The following is a 23,751-nucleotide window of genomic DNA, read 5'->3' on the forward strand; positions in this document are numbered from 1 at the left end:
TTTTGTATTTTTTATTTTTGCAATCATTTTTATTTGAAATATTTTGCGCGAAATTAAATCATCTTTTTGTTTAATTGAAAATAATTATCATTATTAGCTTTCCAATTATCTGTTTCACGCTTTTTTGCCATTTCTTTCACAACCTTATTAATGACAATACTTAATAATCACCTCACCTAAAAATCGCTATACCATTTATAAATACCCTTTTTCTGAAAATTAATAACCCAAGTTTGATAAATATCTACTGTCATTTAGAAGGTAAGATTTATCTTTAAATTAAATTTGTAATGGATTAATTAATAAAAATCAAATCAGGCATTAAATAAAATAGCCCATAAATACAAAGTGTTATCACCTTCTATTTACGGGCTATTAATTCTATTCGTTATTCTTTATACAGCTCATTCTATCTAATTAATTTGTGTACAATTTTGATAACTTATTTTCCCTTAGTTTACTATTCTAGATTATCTTTTAATAACTTAGTACTTTCAGCTTTTGACTGCTCACTAGGAATGAAGTAGTACAATCCGTCACTTTGAATGCCGCCTTGACCACTCAATTGATGTTTATTAATTGTGTCATTAGCATCTTTATAATTGCTTCTAATCGTATTCAAATCACCTAATGTTAAATCTGTTTTAACATTATTTTGAATTTCATTCATTAGACTATTAAAATGTGTAATCGATGATGGGCTTGCAATCTTATTAGCCATCGCTTCAAGTACAATTTGCTGACGTTGTTGTCGACCAAAGTCACCACCAGCACCTTCTTCTTTACGACTTCTAATAAACTTCAATGCTTGATCACCATTTACATGTGTTTGCTGTCCTTTTGTAAAACGAACACCATCAACAGTGAATGTATCATTACTTACTACATCAACACCGCCGATGCTATCTATCATATTATGCAAACCATCCATATCGATTGTCGCATAATGATCAATTGGCACATTCATTAATTTTTCAAGTGATTTAACAGCCATATTTGGTCCACCATATGCATAGGCATGTGCAATTTTTTCAGTAGTACCACGGCCAACAATTTCCGCTCTTGTATCACGCGGTATACTTACTATTTCAGTTTTCTTCGTTTTAGGGTTGATAGATAAAATCATAATACTATCACTACGCTCTCCGCCACCCTTTTTCTTACGATCAGCATCTGAATCGACACCAAATAAAGCGATTGTGAATGGATCACCATCGTTTAAACTCACTTTTTTATCTCTTAATTCTGAATGATTGCGATCTAACGGATTGTGTATCTTATTACCAGTAATAAAAATTTTAGCAGCTACATACACAACAGCTACAATCGCTAAGATTACTAAAATACCGAATACCCATAAAAATATTTTTTTCGGTAGGCTCATTTTACTTTTAGACGAACGTTTCAATCCCACCACTCCTTTACTATTCCTTACATACTTTGTCTGTTTTCTCTATTTATTATATAGTAAAATAATTTTTTTACTATACTTCTGTAGACGTATAACTATTTTTTATCATTTTTTATCTCTCAAGAATATCTATCTGTATTTTTGATAACCACCATTTGCATTTAAAATTTTAAGTACCGTTTCATGACATGCTTTATTACTTATAATAAAAGGTGCACCCTTTAAATGATCAATTGCCTTACCATCTAAAGTTGTCATTTTTAGATTCAATAGTTCTGCAAATAAAAACTGTGCAGCAATGTCCCAAGGTTTAGGATTTGTATTAATATGTGCCCCAAATTGACCTTTTGCCACTCGCATAGAATCTAATCCGCAAGCACCAACTAAACGATAACTAAATGAGGCATCAAATAAATCTTGCACCGTATCCAGATTCATCACTTGTGCATTAAACGATATAATAGCGTCTTCCAATTTTAACGATGGTGGTTCTTCCATCTTAATTCCATTACAAAAAGCGCCTTCTCCTCGTATTGCTTTATAAAGCTTTTTATGCGGATAATCATATACGTACGATAACATTGGTTTACCTTCATAAAAATACGCCAATATAATACAATAATCTTCTTGCTGTTTTACTAAATTGGCAGTTCCATCAATGGGATCCATAATCCATAAATGATTAATTTCATTCGTAATCATTTCATTACTTTTTTCTTCCGCTAATAGTTGGTGTTCCGGAAAATGTGTTGCTAAAAATTGTTGAAATTGTTGTTGAATCTGTTTATCTACATTTGTAACTAAATCAAATCGATGACGCTTCGTTTCTGTAGTCATCTCCGTAATTAATTGTGGAATAACATTGTCTATTTGTTTCAACCATGAACATATTAACTTATCTATTTGCTGTAATGTTTTATCTGTCATTTCGTCCACCACTTCTCATATCATTATCATTTTATTATTACCCTATATTAAAATAATCAACAATACAACTGAAGACTTCTTCATTTTATGCATAAAAAAATCGGCTAGTCACGTGCTAGCCGACAAATAGAAAGGAAAGTAAGTAATAAATATTGAAGATGTTGTGATGTAACTTGAACGATTAAAAGCTATCTGTTATATAGCTCTACCCCTTTGTTTAATCGCTCCCCCTGTTACAAGTAATATCATAGCACAATCTTTTTTAAAATGTAAGCGTTTTCCACGAAATTTTTCCGATTTTTTTAAAAAGATATTGAAAATGTCCTCATTGTCACTCTTATGTTATACTTTGTGTAATATATCATCTTTTAGGAGGTGGCTGTCATGAATAAAGCTGAAAGGCAAAATTTAATAATTACTGCAATTCAACAAAATAAAAAAATGACCGCTTTAGAATTAGCTAAATATTGCAACGTATCCAAACGCACAATTTTAAGAGATATTGATGATTTAGAAAATCAAGGTGTTAAAATTTATGCGCATTATGGGAAAAATGGTGGTTACCAAATACAACAAGCACAATCTAAAATTGCATTAAACTTATCTGAAACACAATTATCGGCCTTATTTTTAGTGCTTAATGAAAGTCAGTCGTACTCGACATTACCATATAAAAGCGAAATCAATGCAATTATAAAACAATGTTTAAGTCTTCCACAAACACGCTTAAGAAAATTGCTTAAGCGCATGGACTTTTATATTAAATTTGATGACACACAACATATGACACTCCCAATGTTGTTTTCCGACATTTTAATTTATTGTACAGAACGAAATGTGATGTTAGTAGATCATAAGGTTGATGATAATATTAAAGCCGAAAACGTTATATTTATTGGCCTTTTGTGTAAACATGGACATTGGCATGCAGTCATTTATGACATTGCTCAAGACAAAACTGCCGAACTCGAAATTGAAAATATTATAGATATTTCGTATTCATTCGGTAAGACGATTCAAACCAGAGACATATCCATTGATAACTATCATCAATTTTTAAACCCCATCGATTCCTAAACTATGGAGTCGACGGGGTTTTATCTACGCATAAATACTTATTACTGATATAACGAAAGAAACAAAATTATTTGCTATATGTAATGCAATTGTTGAACCTAGGTTTCTTCCAGATTTTAAATAAGTGAAAACTAATATGATGGATAGTATGAGATATGGACCAAACTCAAACGGTGACTTTGCATCAGTCACATGAATAAATGCAAATAAGAACACCGAAACAATACTCATAGCTATAAAATTAAACTTCTTACCTAATTCTCCAATTAAAATATGTCTAAATACGATTTCTTCAACTATTGGACCTACAATCACAATTAATAAGAATGCTACAGGTAAAAATGCAGGCACTTCAAACATTTTATTTAGCTCAAGTTCATTGGCTGTTTCACTATATTGCAAATGTTTAGGTAGAAACTGTGTCATATATTCATATGTATAAATTAAGATGAGAGCAATAATATACGTTATTGACAATCTAAGCCAATATTTTTTGATATACGCAAAACCAGCCCGAAGCCTTGATGGCATCACTTTTAAATGAAATAAATAAAATGCGCCAATCCCAATCGTATATGCTAAAGCTTGTGTGATAGTCGCTACAAATATCAGATTACTATCGATTTCATAATAATCAAACAAAATTGGTCCTATGTAAGCTGCAATGTTTAGTGCAAATAATAATACACCTATAATTGGAATTATAAGCAAATCTCTCCATGCTATATCTTTAAACGTGTATTTCTTTTTTTCATTTTCCACTGTTATATCCTTTCCTGTTTAATAATTGATTTTTGGAGGTACTTCTACATGATAAACGAAACTAAGTATATGAGACAACAAATTACTAATTTGATTCAAATCATTGATACGATTAAATATAATACTTTAATGACAGATTGGAACATTCAAACGCATATTTATAAATTTAACCAAATAGTTACTAATGAATTGAATAAGTTCAAAGGCTTTGAAACATCATATATAATAAACGAAAATCAAGTTTCCTATTATGAAATTATAACACTACTTAATAAACGTCCCCTCCGACAAGTCGACTATGGTAACAAAATTCAATATCTTAATTTTTATCATACAGAACTATCTAACGCATTATTTGCAATTAAATTTGCCCATTAACCTATTTTTCATAAAATGTCATTTAAACAAGTTATTTATTAAAATTCACTTTATTACATAAATTATACAATTAAAAAGTTTCTTCAAATTGTAAAGATGCATTAATCGAGTTATAATCATAATGATTAAGATGGTAGATTTAGTCTTATATAACTACATTTACTAAGATTTAAATAGATGAGTACATAATGTATAAATTGGGAATATACAGTATGACTTACGGTAATATATCAATATATTGATATATTATTTGCACATGGGAGTATGCTATTTTTTATCTATACATCTTAAAAAATTTACAGTTTTATAATTCAATATCATTAAACAAACAACATATTCAGCTTATTTTTCATTCTCTTACGTTACAAGTTGTAAATACCATCGCGTTAAACAACAATAGCCAACGCTAATAAAATATATTGCGTTAAAGTGGAGTGATTAATATGTCAAACGTACTAACAGAAATAGATAGTCAATATCCATATATGACTAAAAACGAAAAAAAGATAGCTAAATTTATACTAAATTCACCTCAAAAGGTGATTAAAATGAGGTCTCAAGACTTAGCAAGCTTATTAGATATTAGTACATCATCAGTCATTCGATTCAGCAAGAAAATTACTGATGGCGGTTTTCATGACTTGAAAATAAATATATCTAAATATGTTCCTAAAGCATCATCAATTTACAATGTTGAATTAATGAATAACGAAAGCACAGAATCTTTAAGAACTAAACTCCATACACGTACTACACGCGCACTGAATCATGCTAATAACGAATTAAATGATAAAACTATTGATCAAATATGTCATTGTTTAAAACGTTCTGAGACGATTTTTATATATGGTTTTGGCGCATCTTTTGTAGTTGCTACCGACTTATACCAAAAGTTATCAAGAATAGGTCTTAATATTCAACTTGTTCAAGAAACACATATTTTTGCAACATTATTAGCAACTCACAATTCGAACGACAGTGTTATTCTTATTACTAACAATGGTACGCAAAGTGAAATGCAATCAATGGTTAAAGTTATTGATGACTACCATATACCTATAATTACAATTACTAGTACAAGGGATAATCCCGTAGCACAGGCATCAAATATTGTTTTAACTTATGGGAAAACTGATGAAAATGAGATGCATATGGGAGCAACAACTTCATTATTTGCTCAAATGTTCACTATTGATATTTTATATTATCGTTATGTTGCATTAAATTATCACGCATCATTAGATTTCATAACACAATCTAAAATGGCTTTAGATAACTATCGTAAACATTTATCAAATATTAACTTTAAACATTAACAGTCTTATATAAATTCTTTAATCATGTCATATAATAATTTATGCATCATTTCCAAAGCTTACATGTCTTTTATCTTGTATAACATACGCATATGACCAATGATTTGATAAGGCCATTCAATTTCTTATATTAAAAACAAACGCAGTTGATTAACGGATTCATTCCATATATCAATTGCGTTTGTTATTTTAATGATGCTATTTTTTTAAGCCCACAGTAAAAACTATCGATAGTATTGCCTTTTAAAGGTAAATTCTTACTACAACTTCGATTTAAGCTAAATTTATAAAAAAATGCGCCTACTCATAACACTTCTTTGGCTATTTAACTTTAATAAGCTAGGGCCAAGTTTGTCATAAAATAAGCGCACATTATAATCATACTATTTTGCTTTTACATTATTTTTATTATATCTAATAAAATAATAAATCGTTACAATCGTTAAGAAGATAACACCAATAAGCACTGATATTCTAGTTTCAACATTAAATACCATACCAACCAATACTAATATTAAAAATAAGATTGTTAAATAGTTAGTTACTGCGCCACCAGGCATTTTGAATGGGTGACCTTCCACTTCTTCAGGGTGTAATTTTCTAAAACGTAAGTGACTGAATAAAATCATAAACCAAGGAATCATACCTGGTAAAATAGACGCACTATAAACGTATACGAAAATACTCTTCGCTCCATCGATATATAAAGGTAAAATTACATTTAATAAAGCACCAATTAAAATACCAAGAGATACTGCAACAACAGTGTACAATGGCACACCATTTCTCATGATTTTAGTAAATATTTTCGGCATTTCACCTTTATGAGCAAGTGTATAAATCATACGACTCGCACTGAAAATACCTGAGTTACATCCTGACATTGCTGCAGTTAATACGACAAAGTTAATTAATCCAGCTGCAAATGTAATACCGATTTTAGCAAATGTTGCAACAAACGGACTTCCAATGTCTCCTAATTGATTCCAAGGATACACTGAAACAATAACAAAAATAGCACCTAAATAGAAAATTAAAATTCTCCAGATAACACCATTCACTGCTTTAACGATATTTTTCTGAGGATCTTTAGTTTCACCTGCAGTAATACCTATCAGTTCCACACCTTGGTATGAACCAATTACAATTGATAATGCAAAGAAGAAACCAACAATACCATTTGGCATAAATCCGCCATTTGTCCATAGATTAGAAATACCTACCGCATGGCCACCATTTCCAAAACCAAAGAAAATAAGACCAAAACCAGCAATAATCATTAAAATAATTGTTACAACTTTAATTAAAGCAAACCAAAATTCAAATTCTCCAAACGCTTTTACCGAGAATAAATTCGCTGCCATTAATAATAAAATAGCAATAACACCAGGAATCCAAGTTGGCAATTCCGGGAACCAAAACTTCATATATTCTCCTACTGCGATGACCTCACTCATACCAACAACAATCCATTGGAATATATTACTCCATGCTGTCATATAACCTGCTGCAGGATGTATATAATCACTTGCAAATGTTGCAAATGATCCTGTTGTAGGGTTTAAATAAATCATTTCCCCCATTGCTCTCATGATTAAAAATAAAAAGATACCCGCAATTAAATATGCAAGGATAACTGATGGGCCTGTCCATTTAATTGTACTTGTCGCACCCATGAAAAGCCCCACGCCAATCGTACCACCAAGTGCAATCATTTGAATTTGACGGGCACTCAATCCCCTTTGTAGTTCATTGTTCTCCATAACTTCTTACCCCATCTCTGATTGATACTAAATAAATCCATAAAAAAACTTATTGCCGTAATTATACTATAAATTATCGATTTTGGTACATTAATATTTGCATACCATGCAATCGTTTACAGAACTACTATAGCAGGCTTTTGCAACTTTGCAAACAATTATTTTGTGATTTTTCTAAAAAATTAAAAAAGTTGTCCAAGTACCGTTGAGTCACATACAACTTCAGCTATTCTCGGTAATTATGATATAATTTTAATAATATTAAAAAGGAGTATATCAATGTTAAAACAAATACTGCCACGTGCTACAAAAATATCGGTAATCTTTGCTGTAGCATTTTTCATCATAAATTATATCGGTATGGAAAAACCTGACATCCTATATTTAGTTGGAAGAACTATTATTGCAACACTTGCTTTCATACTCATTTGTCTTACATTATTTACTATTATTAATTCTCCAGAGCGCAAGATTAAACTCGGTACGACTTTACCGATTGCATTAATTATTGGTATCATTTTCGGCGCCATATTTTTAACGGTACAAATCGGTGTCATCACTGGGTTAATCATCGGTGTGATTGCTACGTTTATTTGGGAATTGATTGAAAAAAATAAAGGAGGTCGTTCATCATGACAACAGCATTAATTGGTGTAATTGTATTAATCTTACTAATTATTAGCTTTGTGCCAAACTACCGTGCTATGAAATCAGCAAAAGAACAAGGAAGTAATGCAACAAGAGCTACAATTATGGTAGGCATAGATATTATCTTAATTGTACTTATCATCGTGACGTTATTATTAAAATATATGTAACTATTTAAACCACCCTATCTCATACATAAACATGAACGTTCTACCATTTCACATACATATGGTCGTCCATTTAATGAGGTAAGGTGGTTTTCTCGTTAAAGTTTACCTTGTAATAGTAAAAAATAGCCAATTGTTGCAAGTATTAAGTAAATCATTGAACCAACAACAAAAGATCTTACTTGCACGCGAAATGGTGTCTGTTTGTTAAATATAGGACCAATCACCAAATTTCCAACGCCTAAAATTACTGGACCAGCTAGAAAAAACAATATAATGTAACCCATCATGATACGCCTCCTATTTCGTAAAGAAACGCGCTACAATTTGATCGTAATCAATATCTTTTGCTACATAATCTACATTAGAAAAGTCCTGTGCGCTTGTCATTTTATTCGTATTAACAATAACATCTAATCCAGCTGCAATCGCGGCTGTTGCACCATTTACAGAATCTTCAATAGCCAAACATTGTGTCGGCATATAATTTAATTGTTGTACTGCAGATAAATATAATTCAGGGTCAGGTTTAACTTGTTCAACATCTTCTCTACCAACAACTACCTCTATATACTCGTCTAGACCTAATGCTTTAAAGGTAGGCAATATTTCCGCTTTCACACTACTTGTGGCAATCGCCATAGGAATGTGACGTTGCTTTAAAAATGCCATCAATGATTTAATCGTATCAATCATCGGTAATGTTGTACTAGTAAGATGATGTTCTTCATAAAGTTTATCTTTATTTTCCGAACCAATCGCTTTAATTAAATGGTCATGCAAATCTGTAGCTGCTCCTCCAATAGAAGAACGATAAAAATCAATGCTTATAGGATCGGCATTATGCATCTCTAGATGTTTATTAATAACATTAAATAAATGTTGTTCCGTATCTATTATTGTTCCATCGAAATCAAATATAACTGCTCTATACATATATTTACTCCTCTATTTTTTCTCTTTATCAAAGCTTAACACAGTCCGATGACCACTTCATTCTATTAGTGCAATTATAACTTTTTTGACCAATACTTTGCTAAAATAGGCCCTGTTATATTATGAATGAAACTAAACACTGCGCCTGGTACTGCTGCAATTGGATTAAAATGCAATGCTGCTAATGACACAGCTAAACCAGAGTTCTGCATTCCAACTTCAATACTGACTGCTTTTTGATCTTGTCGATCTAATTTTAAAAGACGAGCTAACCAATAACCAATCGTATACCCTAATACGTTATGTAACATAACTACTAAAAATATTAATAATCCTGTAGTTAAGATTTGGTGCTTACTGCCACCTACAACTATTGCTAAAATTAATGAAATAGCAACAACTGATATAATCGGTAAAGCTGTAGAAGCTTTTTCAGCAATTTTACGATTAATAATTTGCAAAACAATACCTAAAGCAATTGGAATTAATACAACTTGAACAACTGACCACAACATACTCAAGAAAGATACTTCCAACCATTCATTTGCAAATAGATATATTAACGCAGGTGTAACGAATGGCGCTAGCAACGTAGAGACCGTCGTAATAGAAACAGAAAGTGCTACGTTAGCTTTGGCTAAATAACTCATTACATTACTTGATGTCCCACCCGGACAACATCCAACTAATATTACGCCAACAGCAATATCAGGTGGTAAATGAAAAGACTTTGCAATTATAAATGCTAATGTGGGCATAATACTGAATTGTAGACAGACACCAATAATTACTGCTCTAGGTGCTTTAAAGACCATTTTGAAATCATTAGGTGTAATTGTTAATCCCATACCTAACATAACAATACCAAGTAAATAAGGTACCCACTTACCTAATGTCGCAACATGTTGTGGGAAAATAAATCCAATAACAGCTGCTACTAACATCCATACCAAAAAACTCTTCGTGGCAAATATACTCAATTTTTGAAACATTGTTAACACATCCTCGTCGATAATATTGAAAAATATTACCATAAGACCAGTAAGGTTACAATTACTTTTCTGAAAATTAAGATTATTTGGCCATTCTCTTCTTCTTGCAAATATTTTATCTCTGATAAACAATTATTTTAAACTTCATTCAAAAGTCTTAGTGAATAAAGAAAAAAAGCGTGGTAAAATCAACTTGAACTAAATTAAGTCACCTTTATAAATATTAAACGTGTATTTAATGCCATGTATTCCTCGGGAGGTCCTCACATGTTAATTGATAAATTCGAAACATACATCATCAACATCGCCGGTTTAAATGACCGTACTACTAGAAAAAAATTAAGTAAGTTATGCAAAAGTGTACAATTTTGTGATGCGTTGCAATTCTCAATAAACAAACAGTTTAATCAGTATGTATTAGAAATTAGCTTACCAAAGCAACAACTTCCATACTTCATTTCATTTTTAAGTTTTCATCAGTATAGTATTTTCCAAGTACTTTCACCAAAGAAAATAAATGAATTACTTGATTCTGATAATTTATATCAATCTGCAAAGCGTTTCGATATCAATATTGATGGCTTGCAAGATGCTTTCATTAAAGACAAAGTTATCGATATTATGAATATGTTCCAAAATCACACTGATATCACTTATACGTTGAATAAGTCTCATGCGCATATTATATGTACGCCAGAAATATTCGCTATATTGTTACATACGATTGCAACTAGAAATATCGACATTCTATCTGCCAATTATAGATCGTCATCTATGAGCAAAGCTCGAATATCATAATAAAAGACACATCTATACGATGATCATTTACAATGATTGCGTATAGTGATGTGTCTTTTTTTTGTATTATTTAACTTCGGACGATTGATCCTCAACCATTTGTTCAAATGCTTCACGAACTTGTGGTACTGTCATACCTACTACAACTTGGATACTCTTACCACTCTTTACTAATCCGTGTGCCATTTGTTGATGCGTGAAATATTCCGTATCCGCAACTTTACTTTCATCATAAACAGTTAAGCGTAATCTTGTTGTACAGTTAGTAACATCTTTGATATTTTCTTTACCGCCTAAACCGTCTAGGTAATACGCAGCTTTGTCTTCGTATTCATTACCAGTTGAAGCACGTTTAGAATCTTCGCTATCACCTTTTTTATTTTTGTAATCTTGCTTAGAAAATAATTTAACTTCCTCTTCTGTTTTCTTACGTCCAGGTAATGGAATATCAAATTTCAAAATTAAGAATCTGAATAAGAAGAAGTAAATCGCTACAAATATTAAGCCTATAACAACTTGTGCTACATAAGTGCCCCAATGTTCTTTCCCAAGTGGTAACCAGTTTGTTGAAATAAAGTCTAACAAACCACCACCCATATTTCCTACAACACCAAATGCGTACATTAAAGTATCCATTGATGCTGCTAAAACTGCATGTAAAACAAATAAGTATGGCGCGATGAATAAGAATGTAAATTCTAATGGCTCAGTAATACCTACAACGACTGCTGTTAATGTGGCAGGAATAAGTAGTGCCGCCACCTTTTTACGATTTTCTTTAGGTGTCGTAGCATACATTGCTAAGGCAATACCTAAACATCCAAATACTTTCCCATTTCCTTGAAGCATAAAGCCATAAGGGAATTGCTCTTTTAATGGCTTAGTACTCTTAGCAAACTCATTTAAATGTTGTAACCATTCAGCTTTCAAGCCGTGATTGACTACTACTGGTCCAACTTCAATTGGTGCATAAATAAAGTGATGTAATCCTGTCGGTATTAATACACGTTCTAAGAAGTGATACAACCATACACCGATATAGCCTGAAGCAATGATAAAGTGTTGCATTGAGCCAATACCGTGCTGAACAGTTGGCCAAATAACACAAGTAATTGCTGCTAATGGTAACATCACAAAAAATGAGATTGTAACCACAAATGTTAAACCTTGGAATACACCAACCATTTCTGGTAATCGTTTACTATAGTATCTATTGTGAATCCAAGTAATAATAGCTGAAATAATAATACCACCTAGAATATTCGTATCCAATGTGGCAATACCTGCAATTGATTTTAAACCAGGTACATTTTCAACGCCTTTTTCTAAATTAGCGCCAAACGTATGTGGCCATTGCGTTAAAATGGCATTTATAAATGTATTAAACATTAAGTAACCCATCAATGCTGCAAGTGCTGCATGACCTGGTGCTTTTTTAGCTAAAGAAAGTGGTAAACCTACAACAAATACAACTTCCATATGCGTAAAAATAACCCAGCCACCAGATTCTATCACTGACCAAAATTTAAACCAAAACGTATGTTGATCTGCTAAACTCCCCATGATTGTAGGATTTTTAAATAATGTCGCAAAGCCAAGCACTATCCCAAAGAAAGCGAACATTAATACTGGTACAATCATTGCACTACCGAAACGCTTTATCGCATTCATCTTCTATTCCCTCCATATCATCTTTCCTAACAATACATCTAATTAGATTCATTTATAAATAGATGTCTTACTATTTAAATATAATATATAGTAAACGCTTACACACCTACAACGACATTGACGTATTTTGAAAGTATTTTGTATAATTAGATTATCTTTTCATATAGTGAAAATTTTTTCACGACCTTATATATGACATCGTTGTATTTGTAATACATTCGTTTTAAACACATAATCAAACCTATATCAATACACAAATATATATAATGACATACAAGGTTTTAATGTAATAACGATCTATCACACATTTATTTTCAAGGAGGTTGAATATGTTTTTAGATGAACACATTAATCGAAACTTTGATAAACTTAATGACAATGATTTACATATCGCTCACTTTATCAATACACATATAGATGAATGTAAAAATATGAAAATACAAGATTTAGCGCAATTCACACATGCCTCGAATGCAACCATTCACAGATTTACACGCAAATTAGGTTTTGACGGTTATAGTGATTTTAAATCGTACCTTAAATTTGAAAGTAATAAGACACACCAATTACCATCTAACTCTATCGATAGTTTCAAACAAGAAATCGATAGTACATTCAGTTATTTAGAACGCGTTGATTACCAGCTTCTTACTGAAAAAATGCATACAGCTTCAACAATATATTTGTATGGTACAGGGCGTGCACAGTTAAACGTTGCTTCAGAGGCACAGCGTATATTGTTAACGTTACATAATCATGTCATTGTACTTCATGATGAACATGAACTTAAAATGATTTTGAACAAGAGTGAACCTAATGATTTATTCTTTATTATTTCATTATCAGGTGAAACACATGAATTATTAGAAGTAACAAACTTGCTTCAACTTAGACAAAAATACTTTATTTCTGTTACTACAATGAAAGATAATACCCTTGCTCAAAAAGCAAATTACAACGTCTATGTATCCAGTAACACATTCTACTTAACTGATGGTACAGACTATTCTAGCTTCATCAGTTATCATATATTCTTTGAAACACTTGTAAGAAAATATAATGAGTATTTACTACATAATGATATTTCAAACTAGAAAAAAGGAAGTTATGATTTAATGGCCTTGAGCCTATCATAACTTCCTTTTATCATTTTATTGTTGTGTTGATGTTTCGATAACGTGGTACATCTTATCAAACATCAATTCGAAACCATGCACCATGGCATCATGATATTCTTTTTTCTTTTGCTTGTATTCTAAATTAGTAAATCGTCTTTCTTTTTCAACTAATGAACGATAATAAAATAGCATTTGGGTGCCACCTGTTTCACGTTCAAAAAATTCTACCTCAATGACATCTTGTGTTTCACTTAGTCCAGGCATACCGATAGTCATCTTAACGTATTCATCCATAACTAAAGATTCATAAATACCTTCAATCACATTTACTTTGCCATTACGTTGTTGATCTACAATACGATATTTACCGCCTTCTTTAACATCCGCTTCAATCTCTTTATTCGTTCTGGCTGATGTCATAAACCATTGTTTCAACAAATCTTTCTTTGTCCAAGCTTCGTATACTAACTCTGGAGAAAATTTATAAAGCTTTTCAATTTCAACTTCGACATGTTCATTCTCTACATTAAATTTTGCCACTGTTGTCCACCCACTTTCGCTCTTACTTTTATTTTAACGTATTTTTGCTCAGTTCCAAACATAGATGATCATCATTTTTAAAAGATTAGCGTTATACGGTGAGTACAACATGATCTGTTAATATAACAAGCCACCTTACTTGGCTAGATCGATATATTGTTAAGCATTAATGTTTCATTTCTTGACTAGTGTTCTTTTTTTAGCTTTGGAAAATTAAATAAAATCGCAATAAGTCCGCATACACCTAATAATATAGGATAAATGCTGTATGGGAATAACATTAACGGTGAAATACCAGCTACACCAGCCGCTGAAATGACTTGCGGGCTATATGGTAATAAACCTTGGAAGCAGCCTCCAAATATATCAAGAATACTTGCTGATTTCCTTGAATCTACATCATATTCATCTGCAATATTTTTAGCTAAAGGACCTGACATAATAATAGAGATGGTGTTGTTTGCCGTGGCAATATCTGCGACACTTACCAAACTCGCAATTCCTAATTCTGCGCCACGCTTTGATTTCACTTTAGAGCGAACAAATTGCAACAACCATTCAATACCACCATTGTGTTGAATAATACCGACTAAACCACCAATTAGCAACGCAATCATAGCAATATCTTCCATGCTTATAATACCTTTGGACACTGCATCTAGTAGCCCCATCCAACCGAATGAACCATCTATGAGACCAATGATTCCGGCTAATAATGTTCCGCCAATCAATACGATAATGACATTTACACCTAATAATGCTAATACCAATACTAAAATATACGGTACAACTTTAATTAGATTGTAATCATAGTTTTTAGCATGATTTAAAGAAATGCCATTCGTTAAGAAATACAGAATAATAATCGTTAAAATAGCACCTGGCAATACAATTTTAAAGTTTACTCTGAATTTATCTTTCATTTTCGTATGTTGTGTTCTAACCGCAGCAATTGTTGTATCTGAAATCATTGATAGATTATCGCCGAACATTGCACCTCCAACAACTGTAGCCATTGCTAGTGCAGTTGGTACATCTGTCGCTTGTGCAAATCCGTAACCAACAGGTGCTATTGCAGCAACAGTCCCTACTGACGTTCCCATAGATATAGAAACAAACATACAAATCACAAACAATCCTACAATAATTAAATTTTCTGGGATTAATGATAGTCCTAAATTAACTGTCGACTTTACGCCACCCATTTTTTCAGCTGTATTTGAAAATACACCTGCTAAAATAAAAATCAACATCATTAAAATAATGTTTGAATGGCCTGCACCTTTCGTGAAGACCTCAACTTTTTTAGCAAATGATTCTTTTCGATTCATTAATAACGCCACAATTACCGTTATCGTAATTGCAACATTTAATGGTATTGAAGTAAAATCACCTGTGATAATACCTACGCCTAAAAACAACGCCACAAATAATAACAAGGGGAATAATGCCCAAGCATTGCTCTTTTTATGTACTTCCATCCTTTTTACCTGCTTTCCAATTAAAAATACCTCTTTCTCACAAACGATGAAGAAAGAGGTTTCCATGTGCTTTACCTGCTTATCTTCAAACCATTACGGTTACTGGAATTGGCACATTCGAGATGTTGCCGAGGCTTCATAGGGCCAGTCCCTCCACCTCTCTAGATAAGTGATGCTTATTTACGTTTACGTTACAAGATAATCCTTAGTACGTCAATCATAAATTAATCAGGAGTCGTATAATATTTTTCATAAACAATCATTGCTACTGTAATAATAATCAAAACAATAATGCTAATAACAAGTAAAAGCCACCATTTAAGCATTAATGCAATAAAAATGAACACGATAGACACACTTACTAATATTAATGATATGACTTTAAATTGCTGTGCGCTTTGTTCAGAAATAACTTTTAGCTGTTTGTTTGATGGACGCGTATTTTTAAAATTAATACCCAGTACAATTTCTAATATTGTAATCGATACGATACTTATTGCAAATATAATAAATGATATAAAATTATAGTAACCTATAATAGTTGCTCCATAAATAACGATTCCAATGTAGAATACTCCTGAGAGCACACCCAAAAAGTAAGCAACACGTTTGTTAAACTTAATGATATTCTTTTTAACGTTTTGATGTGTAAGCCATACATTCGAAACAATCGCAACCACTACAAACAGTGTGAATACTATATATAATGGCAACTTTTGTTCAGGAAAAACAGTCGCTATTCCAAAAGCTAATGCTAAAATCAAAAATAATATAGCTCTAGATACTATTAATGCCATAATAACAACACCTTTGTTTAATATCGAGTTTGCAAATTTACGTTTATCAGCATTTCTATGATCAGTACTTCTACGGGCAGCGTTTCTATGTAATTTACATCATCTTATCATATAAATACTTCGCTATATAATTGAAAACATATCCCATTATTCTTTGTCCGTTCTGGCGTCTAATATCTAACCTTAGCCATTTCACTTGTTAATGAATTGAACTTTCTTCCACTAACCGTCCCTAAACCCAATCCCGCAACAGTTTTTAACTTTTTCGTTGTTGTCCTGACATCCTCATTAAGAAAGTTTATTCTGCTTAAAACTTATAATCCACACCCTGAGCAAACGCTCCTTATGACAGGGTATTAAAATAAGCCGATAAAGATACACACCTTTACCGACTATTTAAAATAAACTTCACTAATTCATTTTAATTTACTTGATTGAAGTAGCTAAATTAATATTATGTTGTTCAATTAAAAGCTTCATACAAACCTAATCTATTTGCACTCCACCGCTAACACCGAACACTTGTCCAGTTGTATAACTTGATTCTTCTGACGCTAATAGCACATAAGTTCCACATAACTCAACAGGTTGACCTGCACGACCTAAAGGTGTTTTTTGACCAAATGTTGGGATTTTACTTTGAGGTTGTCCACCAGAAATTTGTAATGGTGACCAGAATGGACCAGGCGCTACACAGTTCACTCTAATTCCTTTTGGTCCTAATTCTTCTGAAAAACTTTTAGTTAATGAAATAATTGCTGCTTTTGAAGCGGCATAATCATGAAGAATAGGACTAGGATTATAACCTTGTACAGATGATGTCGTCGTAATTGACGCACCCGGTTTTAAATATTCCAATGCTTTTTGAACTGTCCAAAATAGCGGATAGACATTCGTTTCAAATGTTTCTGTAAATGCCTCAGTTGTAAATCCATGAATATCATCATGATACTGTTGATGTCCAGCAACTAAAGTAACATTATCTAAGCCACCTAATTGTTGATATGCTTGTTCAACAAGGTCATAGTTGAACTGCTCATCTCTTATATCACCAGGAATTAACACTGCCTTTTGGCCACTTTCTTCAATCACTTGGCGTACTTCTTGTGCATCTTGTTCTTCACTCGGAAGATAGTTAATCGCTACATCTGCACCTTCTTTAGCATACGCAATTGCTGCTGCACGCCCTATTGCTGAGTCACCACCTGTAACTAACATTTTATAGCCTTGTAAGCGTTGATGACCTTGGTAAGACGTTTCGCCACAATCAGGTGCTGGCGTCATTTCAGATTGTAAACCCGGTACCTCTTGTTCTTGTTTTTCATAATCCGTTGTTTTAAATTTTGTTCTAGGATCTTGAGCTGCCATTTTTTAACATCTCCTTATTCGCTTAATGGTTATTATTTACCCAATCTTCCTAGGAACTTAATCATGATTACACTAAAAATTACTTTCTTCTTTATAAAAACAAGCTCGAATTACTCATGCAATAGTCTTTTTACAAATTCAACAAAATACTCAGGTACTTTTTCAAGAATCCTTTCATCCGGTTTATATTGAGGATGATGTAAATCATATTCACTATGAGAACCAATTAACGCAAATACACTTGGAAAATGTTGACTATAACCTGAAAAATCTTCTCCAATCGTAAGCGGCTGTTCCATCATTTCCACCTTATATCCAACATGTTGGGCTACTGCTATTGCTTTATGCGTCAATGCCTCATCATTCATCACAGCGCCAGGTAAATGTGTATAATTTAAATTAATTTTCATATTATATGCTTGAGCTAATCCGTCCGCAATATCTTGTAATCGTGTTTCTACAAGCTTTCGCACCACAGGATCAAAACTACGCACTGTGCCTTGTACATACGCATGATCAGCAATGACATTCCAAGTATTACCACATGATATTTGCCCAATTGTTACTACCGCTTCATGAAACGCAGATAGGTTTCTACTAACTATGGATTGAATACTATTAATCAATTGCGCCAACACAATAACTGGATCGTTACATTGTTCTGGCTTTGCAGCATGACCACCCACGCCTTTAATATGAAACTCAAAACGATCTACTGCTGATGTAATTGCCCCTGTTTTGATTGCAAATGTACCTACCGGACGCGATGGGTCATTATGAAAACCTAATACCGCTTGTACATCTTTTAATGCATGTGTTTCAATAATTTTAAAAGCGCCATATCCTAGTTCTTCTGCTGGTTGAAAAATGAATTTAACACGCCCAGTAAGAGTGCCCTCAATTTCTTTTAACTTTACAGCCGTAGCCAAAATACTAGCCATGTGAATATCATGACCACACGCATGCATAACACCTTCATTTTCAGATTTAAAATCCTGTTCAACAAGCTCTTGAATCGGTAAAGCATCAATGTCAGCCCGAACAGCTATACAACTCGGTCCTTGTCCCACTTCAGAAACAAGCCCAGTCGCAAGTGGTAAGTCTAATATTCTAATATGATGTTCTGTTAAAATATCTTTAATTTTTTGTGTAGTCTTAAATTCTTTATCGGATAGTTCTGGAAATTGATGAAAATACCTTCTCCAGGCAACAACTTGATCTTTTAATCCCATCGGTCATTCTCCTTCCTTAAGTCAATAATATGTTGTCTACCCTACGATGATCGCCTTTGACTATTAAACGATGATTTCACAACAATGTACTCTTGTTAATTACTTTCGCTAATGATAGACAATTGTTTAATAATATCGTAACACTATTGTCAAACTATTCTAACTTTTATAACTAAGAATCTATACAAAAACATGTTCTCGGATAAACTTGTTTTCACAAATCACAAAAAAGCTCTAAACATTAGTGTAAATCAATGCTTAGAGCTTTCTAATTATTTTATGCTTTAAAAGATAATGTGTTATCTACGATGACCTTACCGTCTTTAATAACTTTTTCTGCGTGATTGATACCAAAATGGTATGGAATATATTCATGATTTGGTGCGTCCCAAATTACTAAATTAGCCTTATCACCTGTGTTAATTGTACCCGCGTTAATGTCTATTGCTTTAGCAGCATTGACCGTAACAGCATTCCAAACTTCATTAGGTGATAGCTTTAATTTCAAGGCTGCAATCGCCATAACAAGTTGTAAGTTGTTTGTGACACTACTACCAGGGTTATAATCAGTTGCTAATGCAATCGCACCGTTATTGTCTAGCATGCCTCTTGCATCTGCATAATCTTCTTTACCTAAATAGAACGTCGTTGCAGGTAAGAGGACAGCTACAGTATCACTATTTCGCAACTTTTCTTTTCCTTTATCACTAGAAGCTACTAAGTGGTCTGCTGATATTGCTTGTTCATCAATTGCTAATTCCAGTCCGCCTAACGGATCAATTTCATCCGCATGTATTTTCACTTTAAAACCTGCTTCTTTGGCTTTTTGCATATAATGTTGCGATTGTTCTATTGTAAATACACCTGTTTCACAGAAAATATCCGCAAAATCTGCATATTGTTTTACTTCTGGAAGTAACGCAATCATTTCTTCTAAAAATGCCTCATTTGAACTTGCCTCTTTAGGTACAGCATGAGGCCCTAGGAAAGTATGTTTCATGTCTAAATCATATTTCTCAGCTAAACGATTAGACACTTTCAATTGCTTCAGTTCATTTTCTCTATCTAATCCATAACCACTCTTACTTTCAACTGCAAGCACGCCGTGTTTAATCATAGTAAGCAAATCATGCTCTGCTTTTTTAAACAAGTCATCTTCGGATGTTTCTCTAGTAGCATTAACGGTAGATAATATGCCACCACCCATTTCTAATATTTCAAGGTAAGACTTACCTTGACGTTTTAATGACATCTCATGTTCTCGAGATCCACCAAATGTTAAATGGGTATGAGCATCTACTAATGCCGGAGAAACTACTTTTCCACTAGCATCAATCGTCTCAGTCGCATCGTAGTCATCTGTATGTTGTCCAGCATATACAATTTTGCCATCTTTAATGACAACTGTTCCATTTTTCACAACATTTAATTCATCTAATTCCTTACCCTTCAAAGGTTTATCTGTTGATCTCGGTAAAATTAATTCTGCTATATGATTAATTATTAAATCATTCATTACTTATCACCTGCTTTATCAATCATTGGAATATGAATACCTTTTTCTTTAGCTGTTTGAATAGCGATGTCATAGCCAGCATCAACATGTCGGGCAACACCCATACCTGGATCAGTAGTCAATACGCGTTCCAATCTTCTTTCAGCACGCTCTGATCCATCTGCTACAACAACCATACCCGCATGAAGTGAATATCCCATGCCAACACCGCCACCATGATGGAATGAAATCCATGAACCACCTGCAGCTGTGTTAATTAGTGCATTCAATACAGCCCAATCACCAACCGCGTCACTACCATCTTTCATACTTTCTGTTTCACGGTTAGGACTAGCAACTGAACCAGCATCTAAATGGTCTCGTCCAATAACAATTGGTGCTGAAATTTCACCGTCACGTACAAGACGATTTAAAGCTAAGCCCATTTTCGCTCTTTCTCCATAGCCTAACCAAGCAATACGTGATGGTAGTCCTTGATATGAAATTTTTTCTTCAGCTAAATCAAGCCATCTTAATAACTTTTCATTTTCTGGGAAAAGTTTGCGCATTTCTTCATCCGCACGCTCGATATCTTTTGGATCACCACTCAACGCAGCAAAGCGGAATGGCCCTTTACCTTCACAGAATAATGGTCTAATGTAAGCTGGTACAAAACCTGGGAAGTCAAAAGCATTTTTCACTCCGTTATTGAAGGCTACTTGACGAATATTGTTACCATAATCAAATGCTACAGCGCCACGTTTTTGGAATTCAAGCATTAATTCAACATGCTTTGCCATTGAAGCTTGTGACAGTTCAACATATTTTTTCGGATCTTTTTCACGCAATACTTTCGCTTCTTCTACAGAGTATCCTTGTGGCACATATCCATTTAGCGGATCATGTGCACTTGTTTGGTCAGTAATAATGTCAATTTTAAATCCTTTTTCTAGAATCGCTTGATGGATGTCTACAGCATTTCCAACTAACCCGATTGATAATCCTTCTCCACGTTCTTTCGCCTCTTCTGCTAATTTTAATGCTTCATCTAAATCAGCTGTTTTAACATCACAGTATTTCGTATCAATTCGCTTATCAACACGTGTTTCATCAACATCCACGCAAATTGCTACCCCATGATTCATAGTAATTGCTAACGGTTGCGCACCACCCATACCACCTAAACCTGCTGTCAGTGTAACAGTGCCTGCTAAATCTCCATTAAAGTGTTGATTACCTAGCTCGGCAAATGTCTCATAAGTACCTTGCACAATACCTTGAGAACCAATATATATCCAACTACCGGCTGTCATCTGCCCATACATGATTAAACCTTTTTTATCTAATTCATTAAAATGATCCCAGTTTGCCCATTCAGGTACTAATACTGAATTTGAAATTAATACACGTGGCGCTTCTTCATGTGTTTTAAATACAGCAACTGGCTTTCCTGATTGTACTAACATTGTCTCATCTGATTCTAATTCTCGTAACGTTTTCTCTATTGCTTCAAAAGCTTCCCAATTACGAGCTGCTTTTCCAATACCACCATAAACAACTAAATCTTCTGGTCTTTCAGCAACTTCTGGGTCTAAATTGTTGTATAACATTCTAAGTACTGCTTCTTGTTCCCAACCTTTACAATCAATACTCAAACCTTTTTTTGCTTGAATTTTTCTCATAAAATTCGCTCCTGTTCTTTTTAGAAGTTAATTCCACTAAATTTAAAACGCTTACATTATTATCTTCAATACTCATTATAGTATGTTAAAATATAGCCAACAAATATAAATAAACTAATTATCCATAGCTTGAATCTATAAATAAAAGGAGCAAAACACATGAAAATTATTCAGTTAGAATATTTCTTGGCTATCGTGAAATATAATAGTTTTACTAAAGCTGCACAATTTTTACATATTAGCCAGCCATCTTTAACTGCTACGATTAAAAAAATGGAAGCAGATTTAGGTTATGACTTATTTACACGTTCAACAAAAGACATCAAGATTACCGAAAAAGGAATACAGTTTTATCGTTATGCGAGCGAATTAGTTCAACAATATCGATCTACGATGGAAAAAATGTATGATTTAAGCGTTACATCAGAACCAAGGATAAAAATTGGGACTCTTGAATCTACGAATCAATGGATTGCGAATTTAATTCGAAAGCACCATTCCGACTACCCTGAACAGCAATATCGTTTATATGAAATACATGATAAACATCAATCTATAGAGCAATTACTGAATTTTAATATTCATTTAGCTATAACAAATGAAAAAATAACCCACGAAGATATAAGATCCATTCCTTTATATGAGGAATCTTACATTTTATTAGCACCTAAAGAAACATTTAAAAATCAAAATTGGGTAGATGTTGAAAATTTGCCACTCATATTGCCAAACAAAAATTCTCAAGTGCGCAAACACTTAGATGACTATTTTAATAGAAGAAATATTCGTCCAAATGTCGTTGTAGAAACAGATCGATTCGAATCAGCAGTTGGATTTGTTCATCTTGGCTTAGGTTACGCTATCATTCCGAGATTTTATTACCAATCATTTCACACGTCCAATTTAGAATATAAAAAAATTCGTCCAAACTTAGGCCGAAAAATTTATATCAATTATCATAAAAAGCGTAAACACTCCGAACAAGTACATACATTCGTACAACAATGCCAAGATTATTTATATGGACTTTTAGAGGCTCTTTAACTTAAGTAATTAGAGCCTCTTATGCAGTTGCGTAGTCAACTGTATACCTTTTGCCTTTAACTTAAGTTATTAGAGCCTCTTATGCAGTTGCTCAGTCAACTGTATACCTTTTGCCTTTAACTTAAGTTATTAGAGCCTCTTATGCAGT

General features: G+C 33.0%; 23 protein-coding genes and 1 riboswitch. Of the genes, 8 read left to right on the forward strand and 15 right to left on the reverse strand.

Annotated elements, in window-relative coordinates:
* Nucleotides 1-460: 460 nt before the first annotated feature.
* On the reverse strand, nt 461-1,408 hold the full coding sequence (locus tag JV528_RS02855; RefSeq protein ID WP_000831055.1) for an LCP family glycopolymer transferase: 948 nt from the start codon (nt 1,406-1,408) through the stop codon (nt 461-463).
* 132 nt (nt 1,409-1,540) lie between these two features.
* Nucleotides 1,541-2,338, reverse strand: coding sequence for an inositol monophosphatase family protein (locus JV528_RS02860; protein ID WP_000130470.1), 798 nt, complete (start codon nt 2,336-2,338; stop codon nt 1,541-1,543).
* Nucleotides 2,339-2,722: 384 nt separating this feature from the next.
* Here JV528_RS02860 and JV528_RS02865 point away from each other — a divergent pair, with 384 nt between their 5' ends.
* Complete coding sequence (locus tag JV528_RS02865) at nt 2,723-3,415, forward strand: helix-turn-helix transcriptional regulator (RefSeq protein WP_001030123.1); 693 nt, start codon at nt 2,723-2,725, stop codon at nt 3,413-3,415.
* Nucleotides 3,416-3,439: 24 nt separating this feature from the next.
* Here JV528_RS02865 and sdpB read toward each other — a convergent pair whose 3' ends face one another.
* Nucleotides 3,440-4,177, reverse strand: coding sequence for a CPBP family intramembrane glutamic endopeptidase SdpB (gene sdpB / locus JV528_RS02870; protein ID WP_000426706.1), 738 nt, complete (start codon nt 4,175-4,177; stop codon nt 3,440-3,442).
* A gap of 48 nt (nt 4,178-4,225) precedes the next feature.
* Here sdpB and JV528_RS02875 point away from each other — a divergent pair, with 48 nt between their 5' ends.
* Both JV528_RS02875 and rpiRc read left to right on the forward strand, forming a co-directional pair.
* Nucleotides 4,226-4,555 carry a hypothetical protein gene (locus JV528_RS02875; RefSeq protein ID WP_000606726.1) on the forward strand — a complete coding sequence of 110 codons (330 nt, stop codon included), beginning with the start codon at nt 4,226-4,228 and terminating at the stop codon, nt 4,553-4,555.
* A gap of 443 nt (nt 4,556-4,998) precedes the next feature.
* On the forward strand, nt 4,999-5,871 hold the full coding sequence (rpiRc, locus tag JV528_RS02880) for a pentose phosphate pathway transcriptional regulator RpiRC (protein ID WP_000073195.1): 873 nt from the start codon (nt 4,999-5,001) through the stop codon (nt 5,869-5,871).
* Between the two features lie 383 nt (nt 5,872-6,254).
* Here the strand turns inward: rpiRc and JV528_RS02885 are convergent, their stop codons facing one another.
* Nucleotides 6,255-7,634 carry an amino acid permease gene (locus tag JV528_RS02885; protein ID WP_000429676.1) on the reverse strand — a complete coding sequence of 460 codons (1,380 nt, stop codon included), beginning with the start codon at nt 7,632-7,634 and terminating at the stop codon, nt 6,255-6,257.
* Between the two features lie 279 nt (nt 7,635-7,913).
* Between JV528_RS02885 and JV528_RS02890 the strand changes: the two genes are divergently transcribed.
* Both JV528_RS02890 and JV528_RS02895 read left to right on the forward strand, forming a co-directional pair.
* Nucleotides 7,914-8,270, forward strand: coding sequence for a hypothetical protein (locus JV528_RS02890; protein WP_000917672.1), 357 nt, complete (start codon nt 7,914-7,916; stop codon nt 8,268-8,270).
* On the forward strand, nt 8,267-8,452 hold the full coding sequence (locus JV528_RS02895; protein ID WP_000205307.1) for a hypothetical protein: 186 nt from the start codon (nt 8,267-8,269) through the stop codon (nt 8,450-8,452). Before JV528_RS02890 ends, JV528_RS02895 begins: the two co-directional genes overlap by 4 nt.
* A gap of 95 nt (nt 8,453-8,547) precedes the next feature.
* Here JV528_RS02895 and JV528_RS02900 read toward each other — a convergent pair whose 3' ends face one another.
* From JV528_RS02900 to JV528_RS02910, 3 genes are all read right to left on the reverse strand, one after another.
* Nucleotides 8,548-8,739, reverse strand: a complete 192-nt coding sequence (locus JV528_RS02900; protein ID WP_000971980.1) for a hypothetical protein — start codon at nt 8,737-8,739, stop codon at nt 8,548-8,550.
* Between the two features lie 10 nt (nt 8,740-8,749).
* Nucleotides 8,750-9,385, reverse strand: coding sequence for an HAD family hydrolase (locus JV528_RS02905; RefSeq protein WP_000285446.1), 636 nt, complete (start codon nt 9,383-9,385; stop codon nt 8,750-8,752).
* Between the two features lie 74 nt (nt 9,386-9,459).
* Nucleotides 9,460-10,377, reverse strand: coding sequence for a bile acid:sodium symporter family protein (locus JV528_RS02910; protein WP_000486812.1), 918 nt, complete (start codon nt 10,375-10,377; stop codon nt 9,460-9,462).
* Nucleotides 10,378-10,644: 267 nt separating this feature from the next.
* Between JV528_RS02910 and JV528_RS02915 the strand changes: the two genes are divergently transcribed.
* The gene (locus JV528_RS02915) at nt 10,645-11,175 is read left to right on the forward strand and encodes a hypothetical protein (RefSeq protein WP_204177262.1); all 531 of its coding nucleotides are present in this window, start codon (nt 10,645-10,647) and stop codon (nt 11,173-11,175) included.
* Nucleotides 11,176-11,241: 66 nt separating this feature from the next.
* Here the strand turns inward: JV528_RS02915 and JV528_RS02920 are convergent, their stop codons facing one another.
* Nucleotides 11,242-12,846: an alpha-glucoside-specific PTS transporter subunit IIBC gene (locus tag JV528_RS02920; RefSeq protein ID WP_065315887.1), complete on the reverse strand. Its 1,605-nt coding sequence runs from the start codon at nt 12,844-12,846 to the stop codon at nt 11,242-11,244.
* A gap of 329 nt (nt 12,847-13,175) precedes the next feature.
* On the opposite strand from JV528_RS02920, the gene JV528_RS02925 reads away from it, so the two are divergent.
* Nucleotides 13,176-13,940: a MurR/RpiR family transcriptional regulator gene (locus JV528_RS02925; RefSeq protein WP_000477989.1), complete on the forward strand. Its 765-nt coding sequence runs from the start codon at nt 13,176-13,178 to the stop codon at nt 13,938-13,940.
* Between the two features lie 57 nt (nt 13,941-13,997).
* Here the strand turns inward: JV528_RS02925 and JV528_RS02930 are convergent, their stop codons facing one another.
* The 7 genes from JV528_RS02930 to hutU form a co-directional block, all read right to left on the reverse strand.
* The gene (locus JV528_RS02930; RefSeq protein ID WP_001051556.1) at nt 13,998-14,504 is read right to left on the reverse strand and encodes an SRPBCC family protein; all 507 of its coding nucleotides are present in this window, start codon (nt 14,502-14,504) and stop codon (nt 13,998-14,000) included.
* 185 nt (nt 14,505-14,689) lie between these two features.
* Entirely contained in the window at nt 14,690-15,985 is a 1,296-nt protein-coding gene (locus JV528_RS02935) for a Na+/H+ antiporter NhaC family protein (RefSeq protein ID WP_000451824.1), read from the reverse strand.
* Nucleotides 15,986-16,061: 76 nt separating this feature from the next.
* Nucleotides 16,062-16,157: riboswitch (SAM riboswitch) on the reverse strand.
* Nucleotides 16,158-16,209: 52 nt separating this feature from the next.
* Nucleotides 16,210-16,782, reverse strand: a complete 573-nt coding sequence (locus JV528_RS02940) for a hypothetical protein (protein WP_001185197.1) — start codon at nt 16,780-16,782, stop codon at nt 16,210-16,212.
* 486 nt (nt 16,783-17,268) lie between these two features.
* Nucleotides 17,269-18,150: an SDR family oxidoreductase gene (locus JV528_RS02945; RefSeq protein WP_000730049.1), complete on the reverse strand. Its 882-nt coding sequence runs from the start codon at nt 18,148-18,150 to the stop codon at nt 17,269-17,271.
* 110 nt (nt 18,151-18,260) lie between these two features.
* On the reverse strand, nt 18,261-19,382 hold the full coding sequence (locus tag JV528_RS02950) for a M20 peptidase aminoacylase family protein (protein WP_204177266.1): 1,122 nt from the start codon (nt 19,380-19,382) through the stop codon (nt 18,261-18,263).
* Nucleotides 19,383-19,659: 277 nt separating this feature from the next.
* Complete coding sequence (gene hutI / locus JV528_RS02955; RefSeq protein WP_000998761.1) at nt 19,660-20,898, reverse strand: imidazolonepropionase; 1,239 nt, start codon at nt 20,896-20,898, stop codon at nt 19,660-19,662.
* The gene (gene hutU, locus JV528_RS02960; protein ID WP_001226816.1) at nt 20,898-22,559 is read right to left on the reverse strand and encodes a urocanate hydratase; all 1,662 of its coding nucleotides are present in this window, start codon (nt 22,557-22,559) and stop codon (nt 20,898-20,900) included. The genes hutI and hutU overlap by 1 nt, the downstream gene beginning before the upstream one ends.
* Nucleotides 22,560-22,718: 159 nt before the next feature.
* Here hutU and JV528_RS02965 point away from each other — a divergent pair, with 159 nt between their 5' ends.
* Nucleotides 22,719-23,603: a LysR family transcriptional regulator gene (locus JV528_RS02965; RefSeq protein ID WP_000691839.1), complete on the forward strand. Its 885-nt coding sequence runs from the start codon at nt 22,719-22,721 to the stop codon at nt 23,601-23,603.
* The last annotated feature ends 148 nt before the right edge of the window (nt 23,604-23,751 follow it).

The sequence above is a fragment of the Staphylococcus sp. GDB20D11A genome (assembly GCF_016893255.1).
GTDB lineage: Bacteria > Bacillota > Bacilli > Staphylococcales > Staphylococcaceae > Staphylococcus > Staphylococcus aureus.

Coding starts and splice junctions, on each gene's coding strand:
- JV528_RS02900 (WP_000971980.1), bottom strand. CDS start 8,739: ATGATGGGTTACATTATATTGTTTTTTCTAGCTGGTCCAGTAATTTTA.
- rpiRc (WP_000073195.1), top strand. CDS start 4,999: ATGTCAAACGTACTAACAGAAATAGATAGTCAATATCCATATATGACT.
- JV528_RS02950 (WP_204177266.1), bottom strand. CDS start 19,382: ATGGGATTAAAAGATCAAGTTGTTGCCTGGAGAAGGTATTTTCATCAA.
- JV528_RS02865 (WP_001030123.1), top strand. CDS start 2,723: ATGAATAAAGCTGAAAGGCAAAATTTAATAATTACTGCAATTCAACAA.
- JV528_RS02905 (WP_000285446.1), bottom strand. CDS start 9,385: ATGTATAGAGCAGTTATATTTGATTTCGATGGAACAATAATAGATACG.
- JV528_RS02940 (WP_001185197.1), bottom strand. CDS start 16,782: ATGGCATTAATAGTATCTAGAGCTATATTATTTTTGATTTTAGCATTA.
- JV528_RS02920 (WP_065315887.1), bottom strand. CDS start 12,846: ATGAATGCGATAAAGCGTTTCGGTAGTGCAATGATTGTACCAGTATTA.
- JV528_RS02860 (WP_000130470.1), bottom strand. CDS start 2,338: ATGACAGATAAAACATTACAGCAAATAGATAAGTTAATATGTTCATGG.
- JV528_RS02910 (WP_000486812.1), bottom strand. CDS start 10,377: ATGTTTCAAAAATTGAGTATATTTGCCACGAAGAGTTTTTTGGTATGG.
- JV528_RS02915 (WP_204177262.1), top strand. CDS start 10,645: ATGTTAATTGATAAATTCGAAACATACATCATCAACATCGCCGGTTTA.
- JV528_RS02895 (WP_000205307.1), top strand. CDS start 8,267: ATGACAACAGCATTAATTGGTGTAATTGTATTAATCTTACTAATTATT.
- JV528_RS02890 (WP_000917672.1), top strand. CDS start 7,914: ATGTTAAAACAAATACTGCCACGTGCTACAAAAATATCGGTAATCTTT.
- JV528_RS02965 (WP_000691839.1), top strand. CDS start 22,719: ATGAAAATTATTCAGTTAGAATATTTCTTGGCTATCGTGAAATATAAT.
- hutU (WP_001226816.1), bottom strand. CDS start 22,559: ATGAGAAAAATTCAAGCAAAAAAAGGTTTGAGTATTGATTGTAAAGGT.
- JV528_RS02925 (WP_000477989.1), top strand. CDS start 13,176: ATGTTTTTAGATGAACACATTAATCGAAACTTTGATAAACTTAATGAC.
- JV528_RS02875 (WP_000606726.1), top strand. CDS start 4,226: ATGATAAACGAAACTAAGTATATGAGACAACAAATTACTAATTTGATT.
- JV528_RS02945 (WP_000730049.1), bottom strand. CDS start 18,150: ATGGCAGCTCAAGATCCTAGAACAAAATTTAAAACAACGGATTATGAA.
- JV528_RS02935 (WP_000451824.1), bottom strand. CDS start 15,985: ATGGAAGTACATAAAAAGAGCAATGCTTGGGCATTATTCCCCTTGTTA.
- hutI (WP_000998761.1), bottom strand. CDS start 20,898: ATGAATGATTTAATAATTAATCATATAGCAGAATTAATTTTACCGAGA.
- JV528_RS02885 (WP_000429676.1), bottom strand. CDS start 7,634: ATGGAGAACAATGAACTACAAAGGGGATTGAGTGCCCGTCAAATTCAA.